23 protein-coding genes and 1 pseudogene are annotated in these 24770 nt (G+C 54.5%); 15 read left to right on the forward strand and 9 right to left on the reverse strand.

What is annotated here, in order from left to right; all coding sequences use genetic code 11:
• Position 1: 1 nt before the first annotated feature.
• From murD to lpxC, 9 genes and pseudogenes are all read left to right on the forward strand, one after another.
• Complete coding sequence (murD, locus tag JG725_RS13485) at positions 2–1318, forward strand: UDP-N-acetylmuramoyl-L-alanine--D-glutamate ligase (RefSeq protein ID WP_172290721.1); 1317 nt, start codon at positions 2–4, stop codon at positions 1316–1318.
• Positions 1318–2520, forward strand: a complete 1203-nt coding sequence (gene ftsW, locus JG725_RS13490; RefSeq protein ID WP_172290720.1) for a cell division protein FtsW — start codon at positions 1318–1320, stop codon at positions 2518–2520. The genes murD and ftsW overlap by 1 nt, the downstream gene beginning before the upstream one ends.
• On the forward strand, positions 2517–3608 hold the full coding sequence (gene murG / locus JG725_RS13495) for an undecaprenyldiphospho-muramoylpentapeptide beta-N-acetylglucosaminyltransferase (RefSeq protein ID WP_172290719.1): 1092 nt from the start codon (positions 2517–2519) through the stop codon (positions 3606–3608). Before ftsW ends, murG begins: the two co-directional genes overlap by 4 nt.
• Before the next feature lie 105 nt (positions 3609–3713).
• Positions 3714–5146 (forward strand): annotated as a pseudogene (gene murC, locus JG725_RS13500) (UDP-N-acetylmuramate--L-alanine ligase).
• Complete coding sequence (locus JG725_RS13505; RefSeq protein ID WP_199378437.1) at positions 5139–6059, forward strand: D-alanine--D-alanine ligase; 921 nt, start codon at positions 5139–5141, stop codon at positions 6057–6059. Before murC ends, JG725_RS13505 begins: the two are co-directional and overlap by 8 nt.
• Before the next feature lies 1 nt (position 6060).
• Positions 6061–6921 (forward strand): cell division protein FtsQ, encoded by an 861-nt coding sequence (gene ftsQ / locus JG725_RS13510; RefSeq protein WP_172290716.1) that lies wholly within the window; start codon positions 6061–6063, stop codon positions 6919–6921.
• The gene (gene ftsA, locus JG725_RS13515; protein ID WP_172290715.1) at positions 6918–8174 is read left to right on the forward strand and encodes a cell division protein FtsA; all 1257 of its coding nucleotides are present in this window, start codon (positions 6918–6920) and stop codon (positions 8172–8174) included. Before ftsQ ends, ftsA begins: the two co-directional genes overlap by 4 nt.
• A 68-nt stretch (positions 8175–8242) precedes the next feature.
• On the forward strand, positions 8243–9394 hold the full coding sequence (gene ftsZ / locus JG725_RS13520) for a cell division protein FtsZ (RefSeq protein WP_172290714.1): 1152 nt from the start codon (positions 8243–8245) through the stop codon (positions 9392–9394).
• Between the two features lie 102 nt (positions 9395–9496).
• A complete protein-coding gene (gene lpxC, locus JG725_RS13525) occupies positions 9497–10414 on the forward strand; it encodes a UDP-3-O-acyl-N-acetylglucosamine deacetylase (protein WP_172290855.1) in 918 nt (305 codons plus the stop codon).
• A 12-nt stretch (positions 10415–10426) separates the two neighbouring features.
• Here lpxC and JG725_RS13530 read toward each other — a convergent pair whose 3' ends face one another.
• Positions 10427–10954, reverse strand: a complete 528-nt coding sequence (locus JG725_RS13530; protein WP_172290713.1) for a DUF721 domain-containing protein — start codon at positions 10952–10954, stop codon at positions 10427–10429.
• Between the two features lie 28 nt (positions 10955–10982).
• Between JG725_RS13530 and secM the strand changes: the two genes are divergently transcribed.
• The 3 genes from secM to mutT all read left to right on the forward strand — a co-directional run bounded on the left by secM (position 10983) and on the right by mutT (position 14762).
• Positions 10983–11495, forward strand: coding sequence for a secA translation cis-regulator SecM (gene secM, locus JG725_RS13535; RefSeq protein WP_172290712.1), 513 nt, complete (start codon positions 10983–10985; stop codon positions 11493–11495).
• A gap of 97 nt (positions 11496–11592) precedes the next feature.
• The gene (secA, locus tag JG725_RS13540; RefSeq protein ID WP_199378439.1) at positions 11593–14295 is read left to right on the forward strand and encodes a preprotein translocase subunit SecA; all 2703 of its coding nucleotides are present in this window, start codon (positions 11593–11595) and stop codon (positions 14293–14295) included.
• Between the two features lie 71 nt (positions 14296–14366).
• Positions 14367–14762 carry an 8-oxo-dGTP diphosphatase MutT gene (gene mutT / locus JG725_RS13545; protein WP_172290710.1) on the forward strand — a complete coding sequence of 132 codons (396 nt, stop codon included), beginning with the start codon at positions 14367–14369 and terminating at the stop codon, positions 14760–14762.
• Positions 14763–14820: 58 nt separating this feature from the next.
• Here mutT and yacG read toward each other — a convergent pair whose 3' ends face one another.
• Genes yacG through coaE form a run of 3 tightly spaced genes read right to left on the reverse strand, consistent with a single transcriptional unit; the run spans position 14821 to position 16444 of the window.
• Entirely contained in the window at positions 14821–15018 is a 198-nt protein-coding gene (yacG, locus tag JG725_RS13550) for a DNA gyrase inhibitor YacG (protein ID WP_172290709.1), read from the reverse strand.
• 54 nt (positions 15019–15072) lie between these two features.
• Positions 15073–15825: a cell division protein ZapD gene (gene zapD, locus JG725_RS13555; RefSeq protein ID WP_172290854.1), complete on the reverse strand. Its 753-nt coding sequence runs from the start codon at positions 15823–15825 to the stop codon at positions 15073–15075.
• Complete coding sequence (gene coaE, locus JG725_RS13560; RefSeq protein WP_199378441.1) at positions 15818–16444, reverse strand: dephospho-CoA kinase; 627 nt, start codon at positions 16442–16444, stop codon at positions 15818–15820. Before coaE ends, zapD begins: the two co-directional genes overlap by 8 nt.
• 174 nt (positions 16445–16618) lie before the next feature.
• Between coaE and JG725_RS13565 the strand changes: the two genes are divergently transcribed.
• Complete coding sequence (locus JG725_RS13565) at positions 16619–17659, forward strand: GMP reductase (protein WP_172290707.1); 1041 nt, start codon at positions 16619–16621, stop codon at positions 17657–17659.
• Positions 17660–17702: 43 nt separating this feature from the next.
• Here the strand turns inward: JG725_RS13565 and hofC are convergent, their stop codons facing one another.
• The 5 genes from hofC to JG725_RS13590 form a co-directional block, all read right to left on the reverse strand.
• Entirely contained in the window at positions 17703–18908 is a 1206-nt protein-coding gene (hofC, locus tag JG725_RS13570; RefSeq protein WP_199378443.1) for a protein transport protein HofC, read from the reverse strand.
• Complete coding sequence (gene gspE, locus JG725_RS13575) at positions 18905–20356, reverse strand: type II secretion system protein GspE (protein ID WP_199378445.1); 1452 nt, start codon at positions 20354–20356, stop codon at positions 18905–18907. Before gspE ends, hofC begins: the two co-directional genes overlap by 4 nt.
• A 2-nt stretch (positions 20357–20358) precedes the next feature.
• Entirely contained in the window at positions 20359–20805 is a 447-nt protein-coding gene (gene ppdD / locus JG725_RS13580) for a prepilin peptidase-dependent pilin (protein ID WP_199378447.1), read from the reverse strand.
• 216 nt (positions 20806–21021) lie between these two features.
• Positions 21022–21912, reverse strand: coding sequence for a carboxylating nicotinate-nucleotide diphosphorylase (gene nadC / locus JG725_RS13585; RefSeq protein WP_199378449.1), 891 nt, complete (start codon positions 21910–21912; stop codon positions 21022–21024).
• Positions 21913–21953: 41 nt separating this feature from the next.
• Positions 21954–22817 carry a nucleoside-specific channel-forming protein Tsx gene (locus JG725_RS13590; protein ID WP_199378451.1) on the reverse strand — a complete coding sequence of 288 codons (864 nt, stop codon included), beginning with the start codon at positions 22815–22817 and terminating at the stop codon, positions 21954–21956.
• A gap of 417 nt (positions 22818–23234) precedes the next feature.
• On the opposite strand from JG725_RS13590, the gene ampD reads away from it, so the two are divergent.
• Together ampD and ampE are read left to right on the forward strand one after the other, a co-directional pair.
• Entirely contained in the window at positions 23235–23810 is a 576-nt protein-coding gene (gene ampD, locus JG725_RS13595; RefSeq protein ID WP_199378453.1) for a 1,6-anhydro-N-acetylmuramyl-L-alanine amidase AmpD, read from the forward strand.
• The gene (ampE, locus tag JG725_RS13600) at positions 23807–24661 is read left to right on the forward strand and encodes a beta-lactamase regulator AmpE (protein WP_172290700.1); all 855 of its coding nucleotides are present in this window, start codon (positions 23807–23809) and stop codon (positions 24659–24661) included. The genes ampD and ampE overlap by 4 nt, the downstream gene beginning before the upstream one ends.
• Positions 24662–24770: the final 109 nt, after the last annotated feature.

Consider the following 24770-nt stretch of genomic DNA (forward strand, 5'->3'; position numbering starts at 1 on the left):
CATGGTGGACTATCAGGGTAAAAAGGTGGTCATTATCGGGTTGGGGCTGACCGGGCTCTCCTGTGTTGATTTCTTTCTCGCGCGCGGCGTGGCGCCGCGCGTGGTGGATACCCGCGTCAGTCCGCCTGGCCTGGATAAATTGCCGGAAAACGTAGAACGCCATCTTGGCGATCTCAACGAAGCCTGGCTGATGGACGCCGATCTGATTGTTGCCAGCCCCGGCATTGCGCTGGCTACGCCTATCCTTTGCGATGCCGCGGAGGCGGGCATTGAGATAGTCGGCGATATCGAACTGTTCTGCCGAGAAGCGCACGCGCCCATCGTGGCGATTACCGGTTCTAATGGTAAAAGCACGGTAACCATGCTGGTTGGCGAGATGGCGCGAGCCGCCGGGTGGTCGGTGGGCGTAGGGGGCAATATCGGCCTGCCGGCGTTGCAGTTGCTCCAGCATGAGTGCCAGCTTTATGTGCTGGAACTGTCGAGCTTTCAACTGGAGACAACCCGCAGTTTACATGCGGCGGCGGCGACCATTCTGAATGTGACCGAAGACCATACCAACCGCTATCCCTTTGGTTTACAACAGTATCGTGCCGCCAAGTTGCGTATTTATGAACATGCCGACGTGTGCGTGGTTAATGCCGACGATGCGCTGACGATGCCGGTACGCGGCGCGGACGAGCGCTGCGTGAGTTTCGGCGTCGACGTCGGCGATTACCACCTGAACCGCCAGCAGGGTGAAACCTGGCTACGGGTTAAAGGCGAGCGGGTGCTGAACATCCGTGAGATGAAATTGGTGGGGCAGCACAACTACACGAATGCGCTGGCGGCGCTGGCGCTGGCTGATGCCGTCGATATTCCGCGTTCATCCGCGTTGACCGCGCTCACCGCATTTACCGGACTGGCGCATCGTTTCCAATTGGTTTGGGAGCGTAACGGCGTGCGGTGGATTAATGATTCCAAGGCCACCAACGTCGGCAGTACGCAAGCGGCGTTAAGCGGTCTCAACCTGGACGGTATCTTGCATCTGTTACTAGGGGGAGACGGCAAGTCGGCTGATTTTTCGCCGCTGCTGCCTTATTTGCAGGGCGACAATATCCGTCTGTACTGTTTTGGCCGTGATGGCGCGCTGTTGGCGGCTTTGCGTCCGGAGATAGCGGAACAGACAGAGACAATGGAGCAAGCCATGCGGCTGATAGCACGACGCGTCGCGCCCGGCGACATGGTGTTGCTGTCGCCGGCCTGCGCCAGTCTCGATCAGTTCCGCAGTTTTGAACAACGGGGCGATGAGTTCGCCCGTCTGGCGGAGGAACTGGGCTGATGCGGTTCTTCGGGCTGGCATTTATCGAACGGCTAAAAAGCTGGGTCATGGGGACGCGGGAAAGCGATACGCTGAGCGTTGTTCTGTATGACCGTACCCTGGTGTGGTTGACGTTCGGGCTGGCCGTGATTGGTTTTGTGATGGTGACGTCCGCCTCGATGCCGATTGGTCAACGCTTGGCAAGCGATCCTTTCCTGTTTGCCAAACGCGATGCGCTATATTTGGGGCTGGCGTTCTTGCTGTCGATGGTGACGCTGCGCATTCCCATGGAGATTTGGCAGCGTTACAGCCCGGTGCTGCTGCTGGCGTCGATGGTCTTGCTGCTGGTGGTGCTGGCGGTCGGGAGTTCGGTAAATGGCGCATCCCGCTGGATTTCGCTGGGGCCGTTGCGCATTCAGCCCGCGGAGTTATCCAAGCTGGCGCTGTTCTGTTATCTCTCCAGCTATATGGTTCGTAAGGTAGAAGAAGTGCGTAACAATTTCTGGGGCTTCTGTAAACCGATGGGCGTGATGGTGGTGCTGGCCGTGCTGCTGCTGGCTCAGCCGGACCTGGGAACGGTGGTGGTGCTGTTTATCACCACGCTGGCGATGCTGTTTTTGGCCGGGGCGAAGCTGTGGCAGTTTCTGGCGATTATCGGCTGCGGTATTTTTGCCGTCTGTCTGCTGATTGTTGCTGAACCCTATCGTATGCGGCGCGTTACTTCCTTCTGGAATCCGTGGGAAGATCCGTTCGGCAGCGGCTATCAGCTAACCCAATCTCTGATGGCGTTCGGACGCGGCGAATTGTGGGGGCAAGGTCTGGGAAATTCGGTGCAGAAGCTGGAATATCTGCCGGAAGCGCACACCGACTTCATTTTCTCCATTTTAGGCGAAGAGCTCGGCTATATCGGTGTGGTTTTGGCGCTGTTAATGATATTCTTCGTCGCTTTTCGCGCGATGTCCATCGGGCGTCGGGCGTTGGAGATTAATCAGCGTTTTTCCGGTTTTCTGGCCTGCTCTATCGGCGTCTGGTTTAGTTTCCAGACGCTGGTCAACGTCGGCGCCGCCGCGGGGATGTTGCCGACCAAAGGTCTGACGTTGCCCCTGATCAGTTACGGCGGCTCCAGCTTGATCATTATGTCGACAGCCATCGTTTTACTGTTACGCATTGATTTTGAAACGCGTCTGACGAAAGCGCAGGCGTTTACGAGGAGTGCCCGATGAGTGGCGAAAGCAAGCGTTTGATGGTGATGGCCGGCGGAACGGGCGGACATGTGTTCCCCGGTCTTGCCGTTGCGCATCATCTGATGGCGCAGGGCTGGCAGGTGCGCTGGTTGGGCACGGCGGATCGCATGGAGGCGGATTTGGTGCCGCAGCACGGCATCGAGATTGATTTTATCCGTATCTCCGGGCTGCGTGGCAAAGGGGTTCTGGCTCTATTGAGCGCGCCCTGGCGTATTTTTAAGGCGGTTCGCCAGGCTCAGGCCATTATGCGGCGCTATCGGCCCGATGTGGTTCTCGGCATGGGCGGCTATGTTTCCGGCCCCGGCGGGTTAGCCGCCTGGCTGTGCGGCGTTCCGGTGGTGTTGCATGAGCAAAATGGCATTGCGGGGCTGACCAACCGTTGGTTAGCGCATATTGCCAAAAAGGTGCTACAGGCTTTTCCCGGCGCATTCCCTGATGCCGAGGTGGTCGGTAATCCGGTTCGAACGGATGTCCTGGCCTTGCCTGCGCCGGAGGTTCGTCTGGCCGACCGCGCCGGCCCGGTGCGGGTGCTGGTGATTGGCGGCAGTCAAGGGGCGAGAGTGCTTAATCAGACGCTGCCGGGTGTGGCGGCCCGCTTAGGCGACAGCATCACCCTTTGGCATCAGGTGGGTAAGGGCGCGCTGTCCGATGTGCGGCAGGCCTATCGGCAGGTCGGGCAGCCGCAGCATAAGATCGTGGAATTTATTGATGACATGGCCGCCGCCTATGCCTGGGCCGACGTGGTGGTGTGTCGTTCAGGCGCGCTGACGGTCAGTGAAGTGGCGGCGGCAGGGTTGCCCGCGCTGTTTGTGCCTTTTCAGCATAAAGACCGGCAACAGTACTGGAATGCGCTGCCGCTGGAAAAAGCGGGCGCGGCGAAGATTATTGAGCAGCCCCAGTTTAGCGTGGCGTCGGTGAGCGATACGCTGGCGGGCTGGGATCGCCAAACGTTGATGAAAATGGCCCAGCAGGCCCGTCGGGTGGCGATTCCTGATGCGACCGCCCGTGTTGCGGCGGAAGTCAGCGCCGCGGCGGGCAGTCGGACTACTCGCGTGGTTCATGGTTAATTTACGGTATTGCCGGCGATAACATCGGCCGGGGATTAAACAAGGTAGCGATAGAAAAAAGTGAATACTCAACAACTGGCGAAACTGCGTTCATTCGTGCCCGAGATGCATCGCGTCCGGCACATCCATTTTGTCGGCATCGGCGGTGCCGGCATGGGCGGTATCGCCGAAGTGTTGGCTAATGAAGGTTATGAAATCAGCGGTTCCGATCTGGCGCCGAATGCGGTAACCCAACAGTTGACCGAGTTGGGGGCGCAGATTTATTTCCATCATCGGGCGGAAAATGTGCTGGACGCCAGCGTGGTGGTGGTTTCCACCGCTATCGCGGCCGATAACCCGGAGATTGTCGCGGCTCATGAAGCGCGTATTCCGGTGATTCGCCGGGCAGAGATGCTGGCGGAGTTAATGCGTTTTCGCCACGGCATTGCGATCGCCGGAACACACGGTAAAACCACCACGACGGCGATGGTCACCAGCATTTATGCCGAAGCGGGACTGGATCCCACGTTCGTGAACGGTGGCTTGGTGAAAGCGGCGGGAACGCACGCTCGTTTGGGATCGAGCCGTTATCTGATCGCTGAAGCGGACGAAAGCGATGCCTCGTTCCTGCACTTGCAGCCGATGGTCGCCATCGTGACGAACATCGAAGCCGACCATATGGATACGTATCAGGGCGATTTTGAAAACCTGAAGCAAACATTTATCAACTTTTTACATAATTTGCCGTTTTACGGCCGTGCCGTGATGTGTGTGGATGATGAGGTGATTCGTGAGCTGTTGCCCCGGGTCGGGCGTCATATCACGACGTATGGTTTTAGCGACGATGCCGATGTGCGCATCGCCAGCTACCGGCAGGTTGGCGCTCAAGGGCACTTTACGCTGGAGCGTCAGGACAAGCCGATGCTGAATGTCACCTTGAACGCGCCCGGCCGTCACAATGCGCTGAACGCCGCCGCCGCCGTTGCCGTGGCGACGGACGAGGGGATTGACGATGCGTCGATTCTGCGGGCGTTGGAGCAATTTGAAGGCACCGGCAGACGGTTTGATTTTCTGGGTGAATACCCGCTGGAGTTGGTTAACGGACAACACGGCAGCGCCATGCTGGTGGATGATTACGGTCACCATCCGACGGAAGTTGACGCGACCATTAAAGCGGCGCGCGCCGGCTGGCCTGACAAACGGCTGGTGATGGTTTTTCAGCCGCATCGCTATACGCGTACCCGCGACCTCTATGATGACTTCGCTCATGTATTGTCGCAGGTCGACGTTTTACTGATGCTGGACGTCTACGCCGCGGGCGAGTCGCCGATCCCCGGGGCCGACAGCCGTTCGTTGTGCCGCACGATCCGCGGTCGCGGTAAGATTGATCCGATTTTGGTAACCGATGTGGATACCTTGCCGGAACTGCTGTCACAGGCGCTACGCGGCGGCGATCTGATTTTGGTTCAGGGCGCCGGTAATATCGGCAAACTGGCGCGTAAGCTGGCTGATGCCAGACTGCAAGCCACAGATTTGTGAATGAGGAACATCATGACTGAGAAAGTTGCTGTATTGCTTGGTGGCACCTCTGCCGAACGTGAAGTGTCGTTACTTTCAGGCCAGGCGGTGCTGGAAGGTTTAAGAGAAGCGGGAATCAATGCTCATGCCGTCGACACGCGTGAGTTTCCGGTGACGCACTTAAAGGATGAGGGGTTTACCAAAGTCTTTATCGCTTTGCACGGCCGTGGCGGTGAAGATGGCACATTACAGGGTGTTCTGGAGTTTTTACAACTACCTTATACCGGCAGCGGGGTGATGGCCTCCTCGCTGACGATGGATAAATTACGCACCAAGCTGGTGTGGCAGGCATTAAATCTGCCGGTCTCCCCTTATGTGGCGCTGAACCGCCGGCAGTTTGCCGCAGCCAGTCAGGAAGAACTGACGGAGAAGCTGGCGCATTTAGGCATGCCGCTGATTGTGAAGCCCAGCCGTGAAGGTTCCAGCGTGGGAATGAGTAAAGTGGATCAGGCCGCAGAGTTGCCGGCTGCGCTGAAAGAGGCGTTCCGCCATGACGACGATGTGCTGGTGGAAAAGTATCTGAGCGGCCCGGAGTACACCGTCGGCATTCTGGGCGATGAGGTGCTGCCGTCGATTCGTATTCAGGCTGCCGGCACCTTTTATGATTACGAAGCGAAATACCTGTCGGATGAAACGCAGTATTTCTGCCCAAGCGGTCTGTCGGCTGAAAAAGAGCAGGAACTGGCGGCGCTGTCGATTGCGGCTTATCGCGCGTTGGATTGCAGCGGCTGGGGCCGTGTGGATTTGATGATGGACGGTGATGGCGCGTTCTATCTGCTTGAGGTCAACACTTCGCCGGGAATGACCAGCCACAGCCTGGTTCCGATGGCGGCGCGGCAACATGGTCTGAGCTTCTCGCAACTGGTGGCCAGAGTGTTGGAACTGGCTGACTGATATGTCGCAGGCAGCGCTCAATACCCGCGAACGAGAGCCGGAAACGAGAGGTTCGCGTCGCAGTAACGGAGGCCGGCTGGCGGGGATGATTTTCCTGCTGATGGTGGTAGGGACGATCGTCTGGGGGAGCTGGATGGTCGTCGGATGGATGAAGGATGCCAGCCGCCTGCCGTTGTCCAGAATGGTGGTGACCGGCGAGCGGCAGTACACGACTCACGACGATATTCGTCAGGCGATTCTGGCGCTGGGGTCGCCGGGAACGTTTATGACGCAGGATGTGAATGTGATCCAACAGCAGATTGAACGTCTGCCGTGGATCAAACAGGCCAGCGTGCGCAAGCAGTGGCCGGATGAATTAAAGATTCATCTGGTTGAATATATTCCGGTAGCGCGTTGGAATGACCTGCTGATGGTTGATGCCGAAGGCAACGCGTTTAGCGTACCGGCTGAACGCGTGGGTAATCGTAAAATGCCGTTATTGTACGGGCCGGAGGGAAGTGAAACCGACGTGCTCGAGGGGTATCGGACGATGAACCAGGTACTGGCGGCAGGTAAATTCAGCTTAAAAACGGTGGCGATGAGTGCGCGTCATTCATGGCAACTGGGGTTGGAAGATGATATTCGGCTCGAACTTGGGCGGGATGAACGGGCGCGGCGTCTGGCGCGTTTTATCGAGCTTTATCCGCTGTTGCAACGTCAGGCGCAGAGCGAGAACAAACGCATCAGCTATGTAGACTTGCGTTATGACACGGGCGCAGCGGTAGGTTGGGGACCGGCATTTATTGATCAGCCAAGCGTTGATCAGCGGCAAGACATTGATCGGCAACAGAACAGTAATCAGGCACAGGCTAAACAACAATGATCAAGTCGACGGACAGAAAACTGGTAGTTGGGCTGGAAATCGGTACAGCAAAAGTGGCTGCGCTGGTAGGGGAGATTCTGCCCGATGGCATGGTCAACATTATTGGCGTGGGCAGTTGCCCGTCGCGCGGTATGGATAAAGGCGGCGTAAACGATCTTGAGTCGGTCGTCAAATGTGTGCAGCGGGCGATTGACCAGGCCGAACTGATGGCGGATTGCCAGATATCGTCTGTATATCTGGCGCTGTCGGGCAAACATATCAGCTGCCAGAATGAAATCGGCATGGTGCCGATTTCAGAAGAAGAAGTCATGCAGGAAGATGTTGAAAGCGTGGTGCATACCGCCAAGTCGGTACGCGTACGCGATGAACATCGCATACTCCATGTGATCCCACAGGAATATGCCATCGATTACCAGGAAGGGATTAAGAATCCGGTCGGATTATCCGGCGTGCGTATGCAGGCTAAGGTTCATCTGATCACCTGCCATAACGATATGGCGAAGAATATCGTCAAAGCGGTGGAGCGTTGCGGCCTGAAGGTGGATCAGCTGATTTTCGCCGGTTTGGCGTCCAGCTATGCCGTGTTGACGGAAGATGAGCGCGAACTGGGCGTTTGCGTGGTGGATATCGGCGGCGGCACGATGGACATCGCGGTGTATACCGGCGGCGCCCTGCGGCACACCAAGGTTATCCCTTATGCGGGTAACGTGGTGACCAGCGATATCGCCTACGCATTCGGCACGCCGCCGACAGACGCCGAAGCGATCAAGGTTCGCCACGGTTGCGCCTTGGGCGCGATCGTCAGTAAAGATGAAAATGTCGAGGTCCCCAGCGTAGGGGGACGTCCGCCGCGCAGTCTGCAACGGCAGACGCTGGCGGAAGTGATTGAACCGCGTTACACCGAACTATTGAATTTGGTGAATGACGAACTTTTACAGTTGCAGGAGCAGTTACGTCAACAAGGCGTTAAACACCATCTGGCGGCGGGTATTGTGCTTACCGGTGGTGCTGCGCAAATAGACGGCCTGGCGGCCTGCGCCCAGCGTGTGTTCCACACGCAGGTGCGTATCGGCCAGCCATTAAATATTACAGGTCTGACGGATTATGCGCAGGAACCCTACTACTCCACGGCGGTCGGGTTACTGCATTACGGCAAAGAGTCTCACCTTGGTGGTGAGCATGAAGTCGAAAAACGCGCCTCGGTGAGCAACTGGTTCAAAAGAATCAATAGTTGGCTGAGGAAAGAATTTTAATTTTATCAAAGAGATCGCTTAGCACAGTTTATGATCTCGCAGTTACAGGCACAAAACGGAGAGAAACTATGTTTGAACCAATGGAATTAACCAACGACGCGGTGATTAAAGTCATCGGCGTCGGCGGCGGCGGCGGCAACGCTGTCGAACATATGGTGCGTGAGCGCATCGAAGGCGTTGAATTCTTCGCGGTGAATACCGATGCTCAGGCATTGCGTAAGACGGCGGTGGGCCAAACGATTCAGATCGGCAGCGGCATCACCAAAGGGTTGGGCGCAGGCGCCAACCCGGAAGTGGGTCGCAATTCAGCGGAAGAAGACCGTGAAGCGCTGCGTACGGCGCTTGAAGGCGCCGACATGGTGTTTATCGCCGCCGGTATGGGCGGCGGCACCGGAACGGGCGCAGCCCCCGTGGTTGCCGAAGTCGCCAAGGATTTGGGCATTCTGACGGTTGCCGTCGTCACCAAGCCTTTTAATTTTGAAGGCAAAAAGCGCATGGCTTTCGCCGAGCAGGGGATCGCCGAGCTGTCTAAACATGTCGACTCGCTGATTACTATCCCGAACGATAAATTGCTGAAAGTCTTGGGGCGCGGTATTTCCCTGCTGGATGCGTTCGGCGCCGCCAATGACGTATTGAAAGGCGCGGTTCAGGGTATCGCCGAACTGATCACCCGTCCCGGTCTGATGAACGTCGACTTTGCGGACGTTCGCACTGTGATGTCTGAAATGGGTTATGCCATGATGGGCTCGGGTGTGGCGCGCGGCGAAGATCGTGCGGAAGAAGCGGCGGAAATGGCGATCTCCAGCCCGCTGCTGGAAGATATCGACCTGTCTGGCGCGCGCGGCGTGTTGGTTAACATCACCGCCGGCTTCGATCTGCGTTTGGATGAGTTCGAAACGGTGGGTAACACTATCCGTGCGTTTGCTTCTGACAATGCGACCGTGGTTATCGGCACGTCGCTTGATCCGGAAATGAATGACGAACTGCGGGTTACCGTGGTTGCCACCGGCATCGGTATGGACAAGCGTCCGGAAATTACCCTGGTGACCAATAAGCAGGCCAGTCAGCCAGTGATGGATCATCGCTATCAGCAGCATGGCATGACGCCGCTGACGCAAGAAAAGCCGGCGGCTAAAGTGGTCAATGACCAGAATCCGCAGACCAATAAAGAGCCTGACTACCTGGATATCCCGGCGTTTCTGCGCAAGCAGGCAGATTAATACTGCCATAGAACGTTGGAATCTCCGCTCTTTGTGCTAAACTGTCCCGCCGAGCCTGGTGTATGCTAGGTCGGTAGGTTCAGTAACATGCGAGATAAAATGATGATCAAACAACGTACATTAAAACGTATTGTTCAGGCGACAGGGGTCGGTTTGCATACCGGCAAGAAAGTCACCCTGACCATGCGTCCTGCACCGGCAAATACCGGGGTCATCTATCGTCGCACTGACTTGAATCCACCGGTTGATTTTCCGGCTGATGCAAAATCCGTGCGTGATACCATGCTCTGTACTTGCCTGGTTAATGAGCATGACGTGCGTATTTCCACGGTGGAACACCTTAACGCTGCGCTTGCAGGGTTGGGTATTGACAATATCGTCATTGAAGTTGACGCACCGGAAATTCCAATTATGGATGGCAGCGCCAGTCCTTTTGTTTACCTGCTGTTGGATGCGGGTATCGAAGAACTGAACAGCGCCAAGAAATTCGTGCGTATCAAACAGCCTGTGCGGGTTGAAGATGGCGACAAATGGGCCGAGCTGACGCCGTTCAACGGTTTTAGTCTGGACTTCACTATCGATTTCAACCACCCGGCTATTGATGCCGGCTCCCAGCGCTATCGTCTGGATTTCTCCGCCGATGCGTTCGTGCGCCAGATTAGCCGCGCGCGTACTTTCGGTTTTATGCGTGATATCGAATACTTGCAGTCTCGTGGGTTGTGCCTGGGCGGCAGTTTCGATTGCGCGATAGTCGTAGATGATTACCGCGTGCTGAATGAAGACGGACTGCGTTTTGAAGATGAGTTTGTGCGCCATAAAATGCTGGATGCCATTGGCGATCTGTTTATGTGCGGTCACAACATCATCGGCGCCTTTACTGCCTTTAAGTCCGGCCATGCCTTGAATAATAAACTGTTGCAGGCTGTGCTGGCTAAGCAGGAAGCGTGGGAATTCGTTACCTTTGAAGACGAAGCCGAAGTGCCATTGGCATTTAAAGCGCCGTCGACGGTATTGGCTTAACGCTTGATGTAGTCATTTTTTATTACGACTGGTTTTACTGGTACTCTCTCCGGCCAGTGAGGCCAGTCGTTCTAATATCTTACGTAATTTCTCCGGGCTGTGACTCGCCAGACTTCTCAATGCTTCCGCGCTTTGTTCGCTTAACTGCCGAAATGGCTGTGTCTCTGCCTTGTCCGGTGTGTCGATAGCGCCTTTTTTCATCATTTCATGCCCTTTTGCGGCGAGCGCCGGATTAATCCTGATGTCGATTGAGGCCAATGATGGTAATATTTGGGCGCGTAATGCAGAGAGCAGCGCCGGCTGTTCATAACGTAACCGCATCAACCAGTTAGCGTTGGCGGTTTCCAGCACCAGCAGCCCTTGTCGATAGTTGGCGACACGGCACCAGGGGTGCAACTGTGCCGGAAGAATTCCGCGTACGGCCCGGTTGAGTTTTAATAAAGCGATAGCGCGTTGCTGCACGTCACGCAGTGGGCCAGTGCCCGCGCCTGACGCGCTATCAAACAGGGATTCCAGTGATTGTGGGCGGCTATCACGCATATATCAGGCTCCGACGGACGTTAAACTAGTGATCGGTATTCTAAATCGTTGGCGACAATTTGGCAGACGTTATTTCTGGCCGCATCTCTTATTGGGGATGGTCGCGGCGAGTCTTGGCTTGCCGACCAGTCTGAATGAGTCACAGGAGCTGACTCCGCTAGCTAATTCCGCTTCCAGCGTCAGCCGTCAGAACAGCACATCACTCAGCCTTACCGATTTAGTGGCGTTGAAAGACGCGCATCGTCGCTCGTCTTTTGGCGTGGATTACTGGCATCAGCATGCCATTCGCACCGTCATTCGTCACCTCTCTTTTGCGCTCACGGCGCCGCAGCCGATAACTGCGCGGCAGGTTGACGATTTACCTTCACATTCTCTGGTGTTGCTGGATACGCTGAGTGCGTTATTAACGCGTGAAGCAAAGCTGCCAACCATCATTCGCCAAACAGGGCGAGTCTCTTCTTTTCCCCCAACACATCATCAGACGGGGATCTGGCTGGCCCAGGTTCGCGGTATTCGCGCCGGCCCGCATTTCCCAAGCTGAAAAAAGAATTATCGCCAAACAGCTGTAGGATGCGTCCCCAGTTTTTTTGATGTTGTGCAGCCGCTGGATGAGCGGCATTTGTGAGATTAAAATTATTATGGCCTTGAATATATTAACTAAAATTTTTGGTAGCCGTAACGATCGTACATTGCGCCGTATGCGTAAGAACGTTGAGGTGATTAATCGTCTGGAAGCGGATATGGAAAAGCTTTCAGACGACGAGTTAAAAGGCAAAACGCTTGAGTTCCGGGCGCGTCTGGAAAAAGGCGCATCTTTGGAAAGTCTGCTGCCGGAAGCTTTCGCCGTGGTGCGCGAATCCAGTAAACGCGTGTTCGGTATGCGCCATTTTGACGTCCAGTTGATCGGCGGGATGGTATTGAACGAGCGCTGTATCGCCGAGATGCGTACCGGTGAAGGTAAAACCCTGACGGCGACGCTGCCGGCCTATCTCAATGCGCTGACCGGCCGCGGCGTTCATGTGGTGACGGTGAACGACTATCTGGCGCAGCGTGACGCGGAAAATAACCGTCCGCTGTTTGAATTTCTGGGATTAAGCGTGGGTATCAACCTGCCGGGCATGCCGGCGCCGGCCAAGCGTGAAGCCTATGCCGCGGATATTACTTACGGCACCAACAACGAATACGGTTTCGACTATCTGCGTGACAACATGGCCTTCAGCCCGGAAGAGCGGGTACAGCGTAAACTGTATTACGCGCTGGTGGATGAGGTTGACTCCATCCTGATCGATGAAGCCCGTACCCCGTTGATTATTTCCGGGCCAGCGGAAGACAGTTCGGAACTTTATATCCGGGTTAACAAAATTATTCCGCACCTGATTCGTCAGGAGAAAGAGGATTCGGACACCTTCCACGGCGAAGGTCACTTCTCGGTGGATGAGAAAGCCCGTCAGGTCAACCTGACCGAGCGTGGTCTGGTGTTGGTCGAAGAGCTGCTGGTGAGAGAAGGCATCATGGAGGAGGGCGAGTCGCTGTACTCCCCGGCCAATATCATGCTGATGCACCACGTAACGGCGGCATTGCGCGCCCATGTGCTGTTTACCCGCGATGTGGATTATATTGTGAAAGACGGTGAAGTCATCATTGTGGATGAGCACACCGGGCGTACCATGCAAGGACGTCGCTGGTCGGATGGTTTACATCAGGCGGTGGAAGCGAAAGAGAATGTCGCTATTCAGAATGAGAACCAGACATTAGCGTCTATCACTTTCCAGAACTATTTCCGCCTGTATGAAAAACTGGCCGGGATGACCGGTACGGCGGATACGGAAGCGTTTGAATTCAGCTCGATTTATAAGTTGGACACCATCGTTGTGCCGACTAACCGTCCGATGATCCGTAAAGATCTGCCCGATCTGGTCTACATGACCGAGCACGAAAAGATTGATGCGATTATTGAAGATATCAAAGAGCGTTCCGTAAAAGGCCAGCCGGTACTGGTGGGGACGATTTCCATTGAGAAGTCGGAGGTTGTCTCCCAGGCGCTGGATAAAGCAGGCATTAAGCACAATGTGTTGAACGCCAAGTTCCATGCGATGGAAGCGGATATCATCGCGCAGGCGGGCCAAAGCGGTTCGGTGACCATCGCCACCAACATGGCCGGTCGTGGTACGGATATCGTGCTGGGCGGAAGCTGGCAGACGGAAATCGCCAAGTTGGAAAACCCGGATGAAGCGCAGATAGCCGAGATTAAAGCGGCCTGGCAGGTACGTCATGACGCAGTGCTGGCAGCCGGCGGCTTGCATATTATCGGTACTGAGCGTCATGAGTCGCGCCGTATCGATAACCAGTTACGCGGCCGTTCCGGTCGTCAGGGGGATCCCGGTTCTTCCCGTTTCTACCTGTCGATGGAAGATGCGCTGATGCGTATCTTCGCCTCCGATCGCGTGTCCAACATGATGCGTAAACTGGGTATGAAACCGGGTGAAGCGATTGAGCACCCGTGGGTGACGAAAGCGATTGCCAACGCGCAGCGTAAAGTTGAAAGCCGCAACTTTGATATTCGTAAGCAACTGCTTGAATATGATGATGTCGCCAACGATCAGCGTCGGGCGATTTATTCTCAGCGTAACGAACTGCTGGATGTTTCCGATATCAGCGAAACCATCACCAGTATTCGTGAAGATGTGTTTAAAGTGACCATCGATAACTATATTCCGCCGCAATCGCTGGAAGAAATGTGGGATGTCGACGGTCTGGAACAGCGGCTGAAAAACGACTTCGATCTGGAAATGCCGATTAAAGAGTGGTTGGATAAAGAGCCGGAACTGCACGAAGAAACGTTGCGCGAGCGCATTTTCCAACAGGCGATTGAAGTTTATCAGCGTAAAGAAGAGGTTGTGGGCGTTGAAGTGATGCGCAACTTCGAAAAAGGCGTGATGTTGCAGACGCTGGATTCGCTGTGGAAAGAACATCTGGCGGCTATGGACTACCTGCGCCAGGGGATTCATCTGCGTGGCTACGCTCAGAAGGATCCTAAGCAGGAATATAAGCGTGAATCTTTCGCCATGTTTGCGGCCATGCTGGAATCACTGAAATATGAAGTGATCAGTACGCTGAGCAAAGTACAGGTTCGTATGCCGGAAGAGATCGAGGCGCTGGAGCAACAGCGTCGTGAAGAGGCCGAACGTCTGGCGCGTCAGCAGCAGCTCAGTCATCAGGAAGAAGCGAGCCAGAACAGCGGCATGCCGGTTCATGCGGATCGTAAAATCGGTCGCAACGATCCCTGTCCTTGCGGTTCCGGGAAAAAGTATAAGCAATGCCACGGTCGTATACAGAAGTAACCGACTGTTGAATTGAGTCATACTGTTAAGGCGGTCGGTCACCGACCGCCTTTTACTTGATAGGACGTATCATGGTGCAAAAACAGTTATCCGTTGCGGTAGGGATTATTCGCAATGCCGAACAGCGGTTTTTTATTGCTCTCCGGCCCGCAGGCGTTCATATGGCGGGGATGTGGGAGTTCCCCGGCGGGAAAGTTGAGGCGGGAGAAACGCCGGCGCAGGCGCTGATTCGTGAGTTGCGTGAAGAAACGGGGATTGAGGCGGAAAACCCTCAGCCGCTGACTACAAAAACCTTCTCTACGCCGGAGCGAACAATCACGCTGCATTTTTTTCTGGTGGAGCACTGGCAGGGCGAGCCATACGGCCGTGAAGGACAGGATTCCCGCTGGCTGCGTGCGGAGGAGTTGCAGGAGGATGAATTTCCACCAGCGAATGCGGAGATGATCCGCTGGTTGAAATCCCATTAACGGTTTTTTAAACCATCGCCTTTGACATCAGTCGCCTGAAATACCGTGGCAATATCTTTTAGTGCCGCGGTTCGCTCCAGTCTTCGGTGTCTGAAACGATATCATCGCTGGGGATACGTTTTTCCTCGTCAGCCCATTCCCCCAAATCGATAAGTTGACAGCGTTTGCTGCAAAAAGGGCGATAAACGCTGGTTTCATTCCAGATAACCGCTTTCTTGCAGGTCGGACATTTTACCGTGGTGATATCTGTAGCCATATGATTTCTCCTTACTTTATTCCCGCTTAACGCGTCTTATGGTTCATGTGCGGTTTAGCAACAGGCTAAATCAAACGTTAAACGAGGGGGAATTTGTCCGCTCTCGCTATCCAGAGACAAAAAACGAATAGCATAGCGCGTCTTATGACCAGAGATTTGCGGGTAGAGCTGATAAGCCAAATCGATGCGCAAGCGTAATAGGTCGGCTTCGGACGCATTATCCTGAAAGAAGCCGTTCAGGCTAATCTGAGGACGAAACATACCGGAATGACGGATCAGTTCCAGGATCATATCCAGTGATTTTTTTAAGGGCGCGAGTGAGGTTAGCCAGCCTGAGACCAGCTTTTCGCGTTGATCCTGTGGTTGATAAAGCCAGATGTGCAGCGTAGGCAAATCGAAACTGCAACATCCGCCCGGAATACTCAGACGCTGACGCACCATGGCGATCAGACGATCTTCCCGCAAGTGTTGTCCCATCCGCGGGGCGGCCATCAGCGCGGTTGACTGTTCTTTTAACTGGCGACGCAGCGAGTGGATGCGATCCATATCGACGCCGGGGACATCGCTCCATTGCAGCAGCTTTTGCTGCTGGCGTTCCAGTTCTTTTAACAGTTCGGTGCGTACATCCCCTCGTTCCAATACATCCATCAGATCGGAAATGGCGCGGAAAAATGTCAGGGCGCTGCCCATATCCGTGAGGGCATGGTTTTTATGTAACTGCTGCAACAGTGATTCGATACGCAACCAGGTACGCGTTTTCTCGTTCAAGGGATATTCAAATAAAATGGTTGAGGAAACGTCACTCATCATTAGTAATCCTGTCAGCGGCTGAAGCGGCAAGCTCTAGGTAGCGACGATGCAATTGCGCCACGCGCGGAGCAAGCTCTTTTTGGCTACGGTTATTATCAATAATATCATCGGCATAGGCTAGCCGCTGTTCGCGGGTGGCCTGAGCTGCCAGTATGTTTTCTGCTTGTTGACGACTGACCCCGTCTCGGGCAAGGGTGCGTTCAAGCTGGGTATCCCGGTTTACATCGACAACCAGAACACGTTGGGCGCGTTGTTGTAAACCATTCTCTACCAGTAAGGGCACCACCCACAATACATAAGGGACGGCGGCCGCCTGAATCTGAGCCTGTGTCTCCGCATGAATCAATGGGTGCAACAGATTGTTCACCCATCGTTTATCCTCCGGGGAGGAAAAAATTCGTTGTCGTAACGCTGCGCGATTCAACGAACCATCGGCGTTAAGGATAGTGTCGCCAAACCGGCGTTTGATCGCTTCCAGCGCCGGTTTCCCCGGCTCAACCATCTGACGCGCGATGATATCCGCATCAATGATGGTTACCCCGAGTTTAGCAAACTCATCGGCCACCGTGCTTTTCCCACTGCCGATGCCGCCGGTTAAGGCTACGATATAGGTCATGTGCCGACTTTGAAAGTTAATGGATAAATTAGTCCGATTTTATCCCAAATAAAGGTAAATTCGCAGTCTTGTCGTAGGATTATTCCCGCGTATGATAACGTCACTGGGAATGGTATTAATTACGTCGATCACAACTTTTGCGAATCGTCGCCACTAACCAGGAATGCAAACCTCATGCGTATTGAAGAAGACTTGAAGTTAGGCTTTAAAGACGTTCTCATCCGCCCCAAACGCTCTACTCTCAAAAGCCGCTCCGATGTTGAGCTTGAGCGTCAGTTCGCTTTTCTCCACGCCGGGTGCGACTGGTCAGGTATTCCGATTATCGCCGCCAATATGGATACGGTAGGTACGTTCCGCATGGCGGAGACGCTGGCGTCATTTGATGTATTAACGGCGGTGCATAAACATTATTCGCTGGAACAATGGACGCAGTTTGTGCAACGTTCATCCGAATCCGTTTTACGCCACGTCATGGTATCAACCGGCACGTCGGAGGCAGACTTCATCAAACTGAAGCAAATTCTGGCGTTGTCGCCGGAGCTGAAGTTTATCTGTATCGATGTCGCCAATGGCTATTCCGAGCATTTTGTCACTTTCCTGCAAAAAGCGCGCGAAGCCTGCCCGGACAAAGTGATTTGCGCGGGCAACGTCGTGACCGGTGAAATGGTCGAAGAACTGATCCTCTCTGGCGCGGATATCGTGAAAGTCGGTATTGGCCCCGGTTCGGTCTGTACCACCCGGGTGAAGACCGGTGTCGGCTATCCCCAGCTTTCTGCGGTAATCGAATGTGCCGATGCGGCTCATGGCCTGGGTGGGCAGATCGTCAGCGATGGCGGCTGTTCCGTGCCGGGCGATGTGGCAAAAGCTTTCGGCGGCGGCGCGGATTTTGTCATGCTGGGCGGCATGCTGGCCGGGCATGATGAATGCGAAGGCACTATCGTTGAAGAGAATGGCGAAAAAATGATGCTGTTCTATGGCATGAGTTCCGCTTCAGCCATGGAACGTCACGTGGGCGGCGTCGCACAATACCGCGCGGCTGAAGGTAAAACGGTCAAATTACCGCTGCGCGGACCGGTGGATAACACCGTGCGCGACATTCTCGGCGGGTTACGTTCCGCCTGCACCTATGTCGGCGCTTCCCGGTTGAAAGAGCTGACCAAGCGCACCACGTTCATTCGCGTCGCCGAGCAGGAAAACCGCGTTTTTAACGGATAACCTCTGCCCGTCGTGATGTTAAGCGAGGTGGGTATTGGCTGGTTCAGGCGCCAGCCAATACGTTACCCAGTTGAAAAATAGGCAAATACATACCAATCACCAATGCACCCACCATCCCTCCGACAATCAACATCAGCATCGGCTCCAGCGTTTGCGTCAGGGCTTCTGCCTGCTGTCGTGTTTTTCTCTCATGCCACTGCGCCAGTTGAGCGAACAAGGTATCTAAGGCCCCGGTTTCCTCGCCCACTCGAATAAGTTGCTGACAAGGCGCGGGAAACAGCCGGCTATATTGCTGAATCGCCTGGTGCAAGGTAATGCCTTGCTGGATTTGCTTCTGTATTTGCTGAATAGCGGCTTGATACACCGGGTGATGGATCGTAGCGGCGGCGTCTAATCCTGCGGGTAATGTCAGCCCCGCATGTTGCGTCATCGCCAGTACGTTAAATATCTGGCTTAGACAGTGACCGCGTATCAGGTGCGAAATCACCGGCAACCTCAGTAACCCGCTCTGTTCCTTTTTCCGCCATATCGGTCGGTGCTGCCGCAGATTGAGATAGCTCAATAGCGCGCTCAAGGTGATGATCAAACCCGCTAAACCATTGTCGGCTATCCACTCCGCCAGATGAAGTAATTGTTGAGTAAACCACGGCAGCGGCGCGTCAAAAGAGGCGTACAAGCCGGAGAATTCCGGTAACACCCATGTCAGCATCAATATGCTGACCAGCGTGGCGATGATTAACACAAAACACGGATAGCGCAGCGCCTTAACGACTTTCCGGTGTAGCTGTGATTGCGCTTGCTGATGCTGCGCCAGCTGTAAGCAGCATTCATCCAGTTTCCCCGTCAGTTCGCCCACCGCGATCAGCGAGCGATAGATGACGGGAAAGATATGGGGATATTCCGTCAGTGCTTCCGACAGCGATTTCCCCTGTGCAATCTGGGTGCTGATTTCCCTAAGAACGCAGCGCCAGCCCGGACGTTCATGCTGTTCGGTGATCAACTGAAGGGCTTCCAGCAAGGGAAGTCCCGCCTGTAACAGCGCGGCCAATTGTTTGATGATTTCACTGAGCCAATCGCCTTTCCAATAACGTTGTGGCAGATATTGCCCCGTTTTCAGCGCTAAAGGCTGGTATCCCCGGGCAATTAAACGGACATGTGCCTGTTGCCGATGGGAACCGATTATTTCTCCGTGGGTGAGCGTCCCTTCCGGGGTGATGGCCTGCCAGTGATATAAACGTTCCAGTTTCATAAGGCCGCGTCCTGATGCCGGATGCTTTCGCCAACAATGCGATAAATCTCTGAAATCGACGTTACGCCTTCATGAACCAGCGATAACCCGGCGGTGAGTAGCGTGGGGAAGCCCGACTGGCGTGAGAGTTGCGCCAGTTGGTTGCTGTTGGCGTTATTCGCCAGCGCCTGCTGTAGCTCGGGCGTAATGACCAGCAATTCATAAATCGCAATACGGTCGTAATAGCCCGATAGACAGTGGCCGCAGCCGTGGGCTTGCCAGTTATTCAGCGTGCCGCGCCACAGCGTTGTCGGCAAATGAGAGAGCGGGGCGGCCTGGGTTTTACAATGAGGGCATAAGCGTCGAACCAGACGTTGCGCAATCACCAGTTTCAGCGCGGCGGCGATCAGGTAGCCCGGTATGCCAAGATGGCTCAGCCGGGTCAGGGTTTCCACCGCCGAGTTGGTATGCAGCGTGGACATCACCAAATGCCCGGTTTGCGCGGCTTTGACGGCGATTTCAGCCGTTTCGGCATCGCGGATTTCACCCACCATAATAACGTCCGGATCCTGACGCAGCAGCGCCCGTAATATCCGGCTGAAATCCAGATCGGCTTTCGGATTGATCGCCGTCTGATTGATGCCCGGCAAGGGAATTTCAATGGGATCTTCCACGCTACAGATATTCCGGCTGACATTGTTCAGCCAGCGGATGGCGCTATACAGCGTGACGGTTTTGCCGCTGCCGGTTGGCCCGGTCACTAAAATCATCCCTTGCGGCGCATTAAGCGCCTGGGTGAATTGATCCAGATCGGCGTCTGAAAGCCCGAGTTTATCCAGCGTGAGTTCCTGCCGTTGGGTTTGCAGAATACGCAGTACCGCTTTCTCGCCATGCTGTACCGGCAAGGTTGCAATGCGCAATGAATAGGTTTGCCGATCCAGCGTGGCGCTGAATTGTCCGTCTTGCGGCAGACGACGTTCGGCAATATTCAGTTTGCCCATAATTTTCAGCCGGGCGGTAATCCGCGCGGTCAACGCGTTCGGCGGGGCCGATATTTCCTGCAATACGCCGTCAATGCGTAAGCGAACGCGATAGCGATCCTGCAAGGGTTCAAAATGGATATCCGAAGCGCGACGTTGAACGGCTAACCGCAGTGTTTGATTAATAAAATGAACCGCAGGGCTATCTTCGTCACTGACAGGGTTTTCTGGTTCCGCCTGGTAAATCTCTGCGGGTTCCTCAACGGTGTTTACCGGGTTGAGATTGAGCTGTTGTTCCATCCTTGCCTGAGGCCATTGTTCTATCAGAATCTGGCGGTTGCCGGCAAAACGCAGTGCGGCGATCATTTCCGCCGAGGGCGCGCCGGTGATCGCCACCGATAGGGTCTGTTCATCCATGCTCAGCAGTAAAGCATGATAACGGCGGCACAGTATTTGTAGTTCGGCGGCCAGATGTTCTGCGTTAGCCATGATTAATCCGCCGTGTTATCAAAGCGGAAAACATCCTGACAGGCGGATTGCAGACTGTCTGCCTGGTTCTCGGTGACGCAGTTTTTTGTCCAGCGTGATGAGCCGGTTTGCGCATTCCATACCGGCGTCAGCACCACGTTCAAACCTTGCAACATAGATTGGCCTGTTAAAGCGATCGTGCCTTGCTTAACGCTGACCGCGCTGACATAGCGTGAGGTTTGGCTGGCGGGTATTCCCTGACTTCCGGCGTTGCAGGAGGAGAACGCCGCGTTCTCCAATCCGCACAGGTCTACCGCTGTTTTATAGGACGCCAACGTTTGCAGCATATCGGTCAAGGCCGCTTTTTGCAGATACCCCTGATACGCCGGCACGCCAATGGCGCTGAGGATGGCGACAATCGCAATGACGATCATCAGCTCAATGAGCGTAAATCCCTGTTGTTTTTGCATGTGCTTTCCCCCTGTTGTGATGCATGCCAGCAGGATAGAAAACCTGATGATGGCTGGCGACAGGAATGGGTTAAAACAGGAAAGCGTCTCGGAAAAGGTTTTATAATTTGCCGTTTGTTCAGGGGTTTTTGCGAGCGGTTTGGCAATCTCTGTCGGTGCGGGAAATGAAAGGAAGAGGGGAATCGGCCCCGAGTTTCCCCGGGCCGACAGAGCGATTCAGAGAAAACGCATCGATAAATCCAGCGCCCGGACATGCTTGGTCAATGCGCCGACAGAAATATAGTCCACGCCGGTTTCTGCGTAGCCGCGTAAGGTCTCTATCGTCACGTTGCCCGATACTTCCAACAGCGCCCGGTCGCGCGTTAGGCTTACCGCATCACGGATCTTTTCCAGACTGAAGTTGTCCAGCATGATGATGTCGGCGCCGGCGTCCAGCGCCTGTTGCAGTTCATCAAGCGATTCCACTTCGACTTCCACCGGCACGTCGCTGCGCAGCAAAAAAGCGTTTTCCACCGCCTGCCGGATGGAGCCTGCCGCGATGATATGGTTTTCTTTAATCAGGAACGCATCGGACAGGCCGAGCCGGTGGTTGCCGCCCCCGCCGCAAGAAACGGCATATTTCAGCGCGGTTCGCAGCCCGGGGAGGGTTTTTCGGGTGTCGAGAAGACGCGTGCCGGTTCCTGCCAATAATGCGACGTAACGGCCGACTTCGGTTGCCACGCCGGAAAGCGTTTGCAGGAAATTCAGCGCCGTACGCTCTCCGGTCAGAAGCTGTCTTGCCGGCCCGGTAATTTCACACAGCGTTTGGTTTGGGGCGATGGCATCGCCGTCGGCAACCTGCCAGCGAATGGATGTTGCATCGCCAAGCTGGGAAAATACTTCCTCAAGCCAGCGTTTGCCGCAGAAGATCCCAGCCTCGCGGGTGATAATCCGGGCCTGCGCCTGATTATTATCCGGCAACAGGTGTGCGGTAATGTCCTGGGCGGCATCGACAACGCCGCCCAAATCTTCACTTAACGCCAACCTGACGCTGGCGGGAATATCCTGCGCAATACGATCGAGCAGGTCGGTTTGGCGCTGTTCCTGACTGTAGCGGCGCGTTGTCATCACAAAAACTCCGAAAGGGGATTCGGGGTTATATGTTACCCTTAAAAGCTATAACCCACGACCAGATAATAGCCCCAGCCGGTTGATTTCACTTCAAACGGGCCTTTGCCAAAATCCAGTTCAGCGCCGTCCGCCCATTGTCCGCCATTGTGAAAATAACGGGCGACGACGGAATAGTGCCAGTGGTCGTAACCCAACGCCAGAACGTGGCTGGAGGCGATCGCGTTACCGGTACGGGCGCGGCCATCCTGATTGCGCAGATCCGAACCGAAGTCAAAGTTAGTGAAGCCGATATAGGTAACGTTGCCGCCCCACATCGTTCCTAACGGATAAAAGTATTTCACTTTAACCCGGTAGCCGTCCCATTCGTTCTCATTGCCCGCGCCATAGTTTTTCCACTGGTATTTGGCATAGATATTGGCAGAAAGCGATAAGTCAGTACCGGTATCGATATCGGTGCCTAATCCCATATACCAGGTGCTTTGCCGGGAATCACTGCTGCGCCCGTGGTCGTAAATGATATTGTTGGCGACGTACCACTCTTTAAACGGGCCGACGCCGAGGTCGGCGCCCGTCAGTTTATCAATGGAAAAGCGTGGTTCAATTTCCATAAACAACGGCGAGCCATCGTCCCAGGCGCCGCTGTTGGTTGAATTTCCCGTGCCGAAAAATTTCGGCACGTCGACATAGCCGTAAAAGTCGAACCAGTCTTTACGGGCAAACGCCTCATATTCCAGATAGACATCGTTGTTCAACTGTGGCCCGAAGCGCGTGTGATAACTGCCCACGACGTTGACGCTCTGGTGCCACCAGTCAGAAAGATATTCTGCTTTATTTTCGTCGGCGAGAGCCGGGACACTGTAGGACAAGGCGAGCAAAGCGCCTGCGGCGAGAGTTTTCTTCATGTTAATTACCGAGTTGGCGAAATGTGTTGTGATGTTGGAACGAGTAAAATAAGTTTTTGTAATAACTAAAAATTTAGTGATTGTTGCAAATTGTTATTTTAAATAAAAAGTGATTCAGTGCACGTAAATTACTTAATAAGCTCATAATTTTGCATTGATATTGTGATCTGTATCTCAATTTTATTGAGGGAGAAAAAAGAGGTCATACGGGCGGGGGCATTAAACGATCGCCGCATTCAGGATGCGCTGGTCGTGGCATTAATGAGCAGGAAAACAATAAACCTTTTTATATCCAATTGGTTAGTTATGATGTTGAGAAACATGCTACTCTGGTGGCAGAGGCATTTTTGTTAAAAACAGCTCTGATGAATTGCACCTTATTCAGCCGGCAAACGACACAATGCGAGGTTACCGCCGATGCTTTTGGAAAATGGCTGGTTATCTGAGATAAAACACCTTTCATCCCCCCATTGCGATAGCCGCCCGGACAGTGAAGCGCCTTCATTACTGGTGATCCATAACATCAGTCTGCCGCCTGGCGAATTTGGCGGCCCGTATATTGACCAATTATTTACCGCGACGCTCGATCCTTCCGCTCATCCCTATTTCGCCGACATCAGCCATTTGCGGGTTTCCGCACACTGTCTAATTCGCCGGGATGGAGAGATTATTCAATACGTTTCCTTTAATCAGCGCGCCTGGCATGCGGGCGTTTCCTGTTTTGAGGGCCGTGAGCGGTGTAACGATTTTTCGATAGGCATCGAGTTGGAAGGAACGGATACGCTACCTTTTACTACTGAACAATATCATCAGTTGGCGGCGATAACCCGGCTGTTGGTCAGCGCTTACCCGATTACACCGTCCCGAATTACCGGACACAGCAATATTGCGCCGGGGCGGAAAACCGATCCCGGGCCGGTTTTTGACTGGGATTTATATCTCCGCCTGATACAGGATGGCCGGATAAAGAACAAAGGGAGCATAACCCGATGACGCTGTTTACATTGTTGCTGGTATTGGCGTGGGAACGTCTGTTTAAACAAGGCGAGCATTGGCAGTTGGATCACCGTCTTGAAGTCGTGTTTCGTCATCTGCCTTCTCCGTCCTTATTTCAGACCCTGTTTCTGACATTGTGCTGTATGGGGGCTGTGGCCGCCGTGTTGTGGCTGGCGGAGGGGATTTTATTCGGTCTTATTCTGTTACTGCTGTGGATTTTGATCGGCATGATGTGTATTGGCGCGGGGAATGTTCGTCAGCACTATCGCCGCTATCTTCAGTCGGCCCAGCGCGGCGAACAGGACGCGAGTCAGGAAATGGCGGCGGAGTTAGCCTTGATCCACGGTTTACCGGTCGGCACCGGAGAAAGTGAACGCTTGAAAGAGCTACAAAATGCCTTGTTATGGATTAATTTCCGGTTTTATTTAGCTCCGCTGTTTTGGTTTACCGTGGCAGGCCCTTATGGTCCTGTCGCCGTGGCCGGCTATGCTTTTTTGCGTGCCCGGCAGACCTGGCTGGCGCGTCATCATACGCCGCTGGCGCGCGCGCAGTCGGGGGTTGATAGCCTGTTGCACTGGCTTGACTGGATCCCGGTTCGTTTGGCCGGCGTGGTCTACGCGCTGCTGGGACACGGCGAGAAGGCATTACCGGCCTGGTTTGCTTCTCTGGGAGACTATCGTAATTCACAATATTGGGTGTTGACTCAACTGGCGCAATTTTCGCTGGCGCGAGAACCGCATATCGATCCGGTCGAAACGCCGAAGGCGGCGGTGACGTTGGCGAAAAAGGTGACGCTGGCGCTGGTGGTGGTGGTGGCTTTACTGACGATTTACGGCGCGCTGGTATAAATCTTACTGCGGCAGAAATGAAAAATGGCGGATAGATATCGGCCATTGAGGTTGCTGACAAAGTCGTCTGTAAGCCTGAGATACCCGGGCCTACCGTACCGAGGGGCGC

It is taken from the genome of Brenneria sp. L3-3C-1, assembly GCF_016456245.1.
GTDB lineage: Bacteria > Pseudomonadota > Gammaproteobacteria > Enterobacterales > Enterobacteriaceae > Brenneria.

What these genes read in the sequence shown, in the direction of transcription:
- murD (WP_172290721.1), top strand. Translation starts at nt 2, where the DNA reads ATGGTGGACTATCAGGGTAAAAAGGTGGTCATTATCGGGTTGGGGCTG.
- ftsW (WP_172290720.1), top strand. Translation starts at nt 1,318, where the DNA reads ATGCGGTTCTTCGGGCTGGCATTTATCGAACGGCTAAAAAGCTGGGTC.
- murG (WP_172290719.1), top strand. Translation starts at nt 2,517, where the DNA reads ATGAGTGGCGAAAGCAAGCGTTTGATGGTGATGGCCGGCGGAACGGGC.
- JG725_RS13505 (WP_199378437.1), top strand. Translation starts at nt 5,139, where the DNA reads ATGACTGAGAAAGTTGCTGTATTGCTTGGTGGCACCTCTGCCGAACGT.
- ftsQ (WP_172290716.1), top strand. Translation starts at nt 6,061, where the DNA reads ATGTCGCAGGCAGCGCTCAATACCCGCGAACGAGAGCCGGAAACGAGA.
- ftsA (WP_172290715.1), top strand. Translation starts at nt 6,918, where the DNA reads ATGATCAAGTCGACGGACAGAAAACTGGTAGTTGGGCTGGAAATCGGT.
- ftsZ (WP_172290714.1), top strand. Translation starts at nt 8,243, where the DNA reads ATGTTTGAACCAATGGAATTAACCAACGACGCGGTGATTAAAGTCATC.
- lpxC (WP_172290855.1), top strand. Translation starts at nt 9,497, where the DNA reads ATGATCAAACAACGTACATTAAAACGTATTGTTCAGGCGACAGGGGTC.
- JG725_RS13530 (WP_172290713.1), bottom strand. Translation starts at nt 10,954, where the DNA reads ATGCGTGATAGCCGCCCACAATCACTGGAATCCCTGTTTGATAGCGCG.
- secA (WP_199378439.1), top strand. Translation starts at nt 11,593, where the DNA reads ATGGCCTTGAATATATTAACTAAAATTTTTGGTAGCCGTAACGATCGT.
- mutT (WP_172290710.1), top strand. Translation starts at nt 14,367, where the DNA reads ATGGTGCAAAAACAGTTATCCGTTGCGGTAGGGATTATTCGCAATGCC.
- yacG (WP_172290709.1), bottom strand. Translation starts at nt 15,018, where the DNA reads ATGGCTACAGATATCACCACGGTAAAATGTCCGACCTGCAAGAAAGCG.
- zapD (WP_172290854.1), bottom strand. Translation starts at nt 15,825, where the DNA reads ATGAGTGACGTTTCCTCAACCATTTTATTTGAATATCCCTTGAACGAG.
- coaE (WP_199378441.1), bottom strand. Translation starts at nt 16,444, where the DNA reads ATGACCTATATCGTAGCCTTAACCGGCGGCATCGGCAGTGGGAAAAGC.
- JG725_RS13565 (WP_172290707.1), top strand. Translation starts at nt 16,619, where the DNA reads ATGCGTATTGAAGAAGACTTGAAGTTAGGCTTTAAAGACGTTCTCATC.
- hofC (WP_199378443.1), bottom strand. Translation starts at nt 18,908, where the DNA reads ATGAAACTGGAACGTTTATATCACTGGCAGGCCATCACCCCGGAAGGG.
- gspE (WP_199378445.1), bottom strand. Translation starts at nt 20,356, where the DNA reads ATGGCTAACGCAGAACATCTGGCCGCCGAACTACAAATACTGTGCCGC.
- ppdD (WP_199378447.1), bottom strand. Translation starts at nt 20,805, where the DNA reads ATGCAAAAACAACAGGGATTTACGCTCATTGAGCTGATGATCGTCATT.
- nadC (WP_199378449.1), bottom strand. Translation starts at nt 21,912, where the DNA reads ATGACAACGCGCCGCTACAGTCAGGAACAGCGCCAAACCGACCTGCTC.
- JG725_RS13590 (WP_199378451.1), bottom strand. Translation starts at nt 22,817, where the DNA reads ATGAAGAAAACTCTCGCCGCAGGCGCTTTGCTCGCCTTGTCCTACAGT.
- ampD (WP_199378453.1), top strand. Translation starts at nt 23,235, where the DNA reads ATGCTTTTGGAAAATGGCTGGTTATCTGAGATAAAACACCTTTCATCC.
- ampE (WP_172290700.1), top strand. Translation starts at nt 23,807, where the DNA reads ATGACGCTGTTTACATTGTTGCTGGTATTGGCGTGGGAACGTCTGTTT.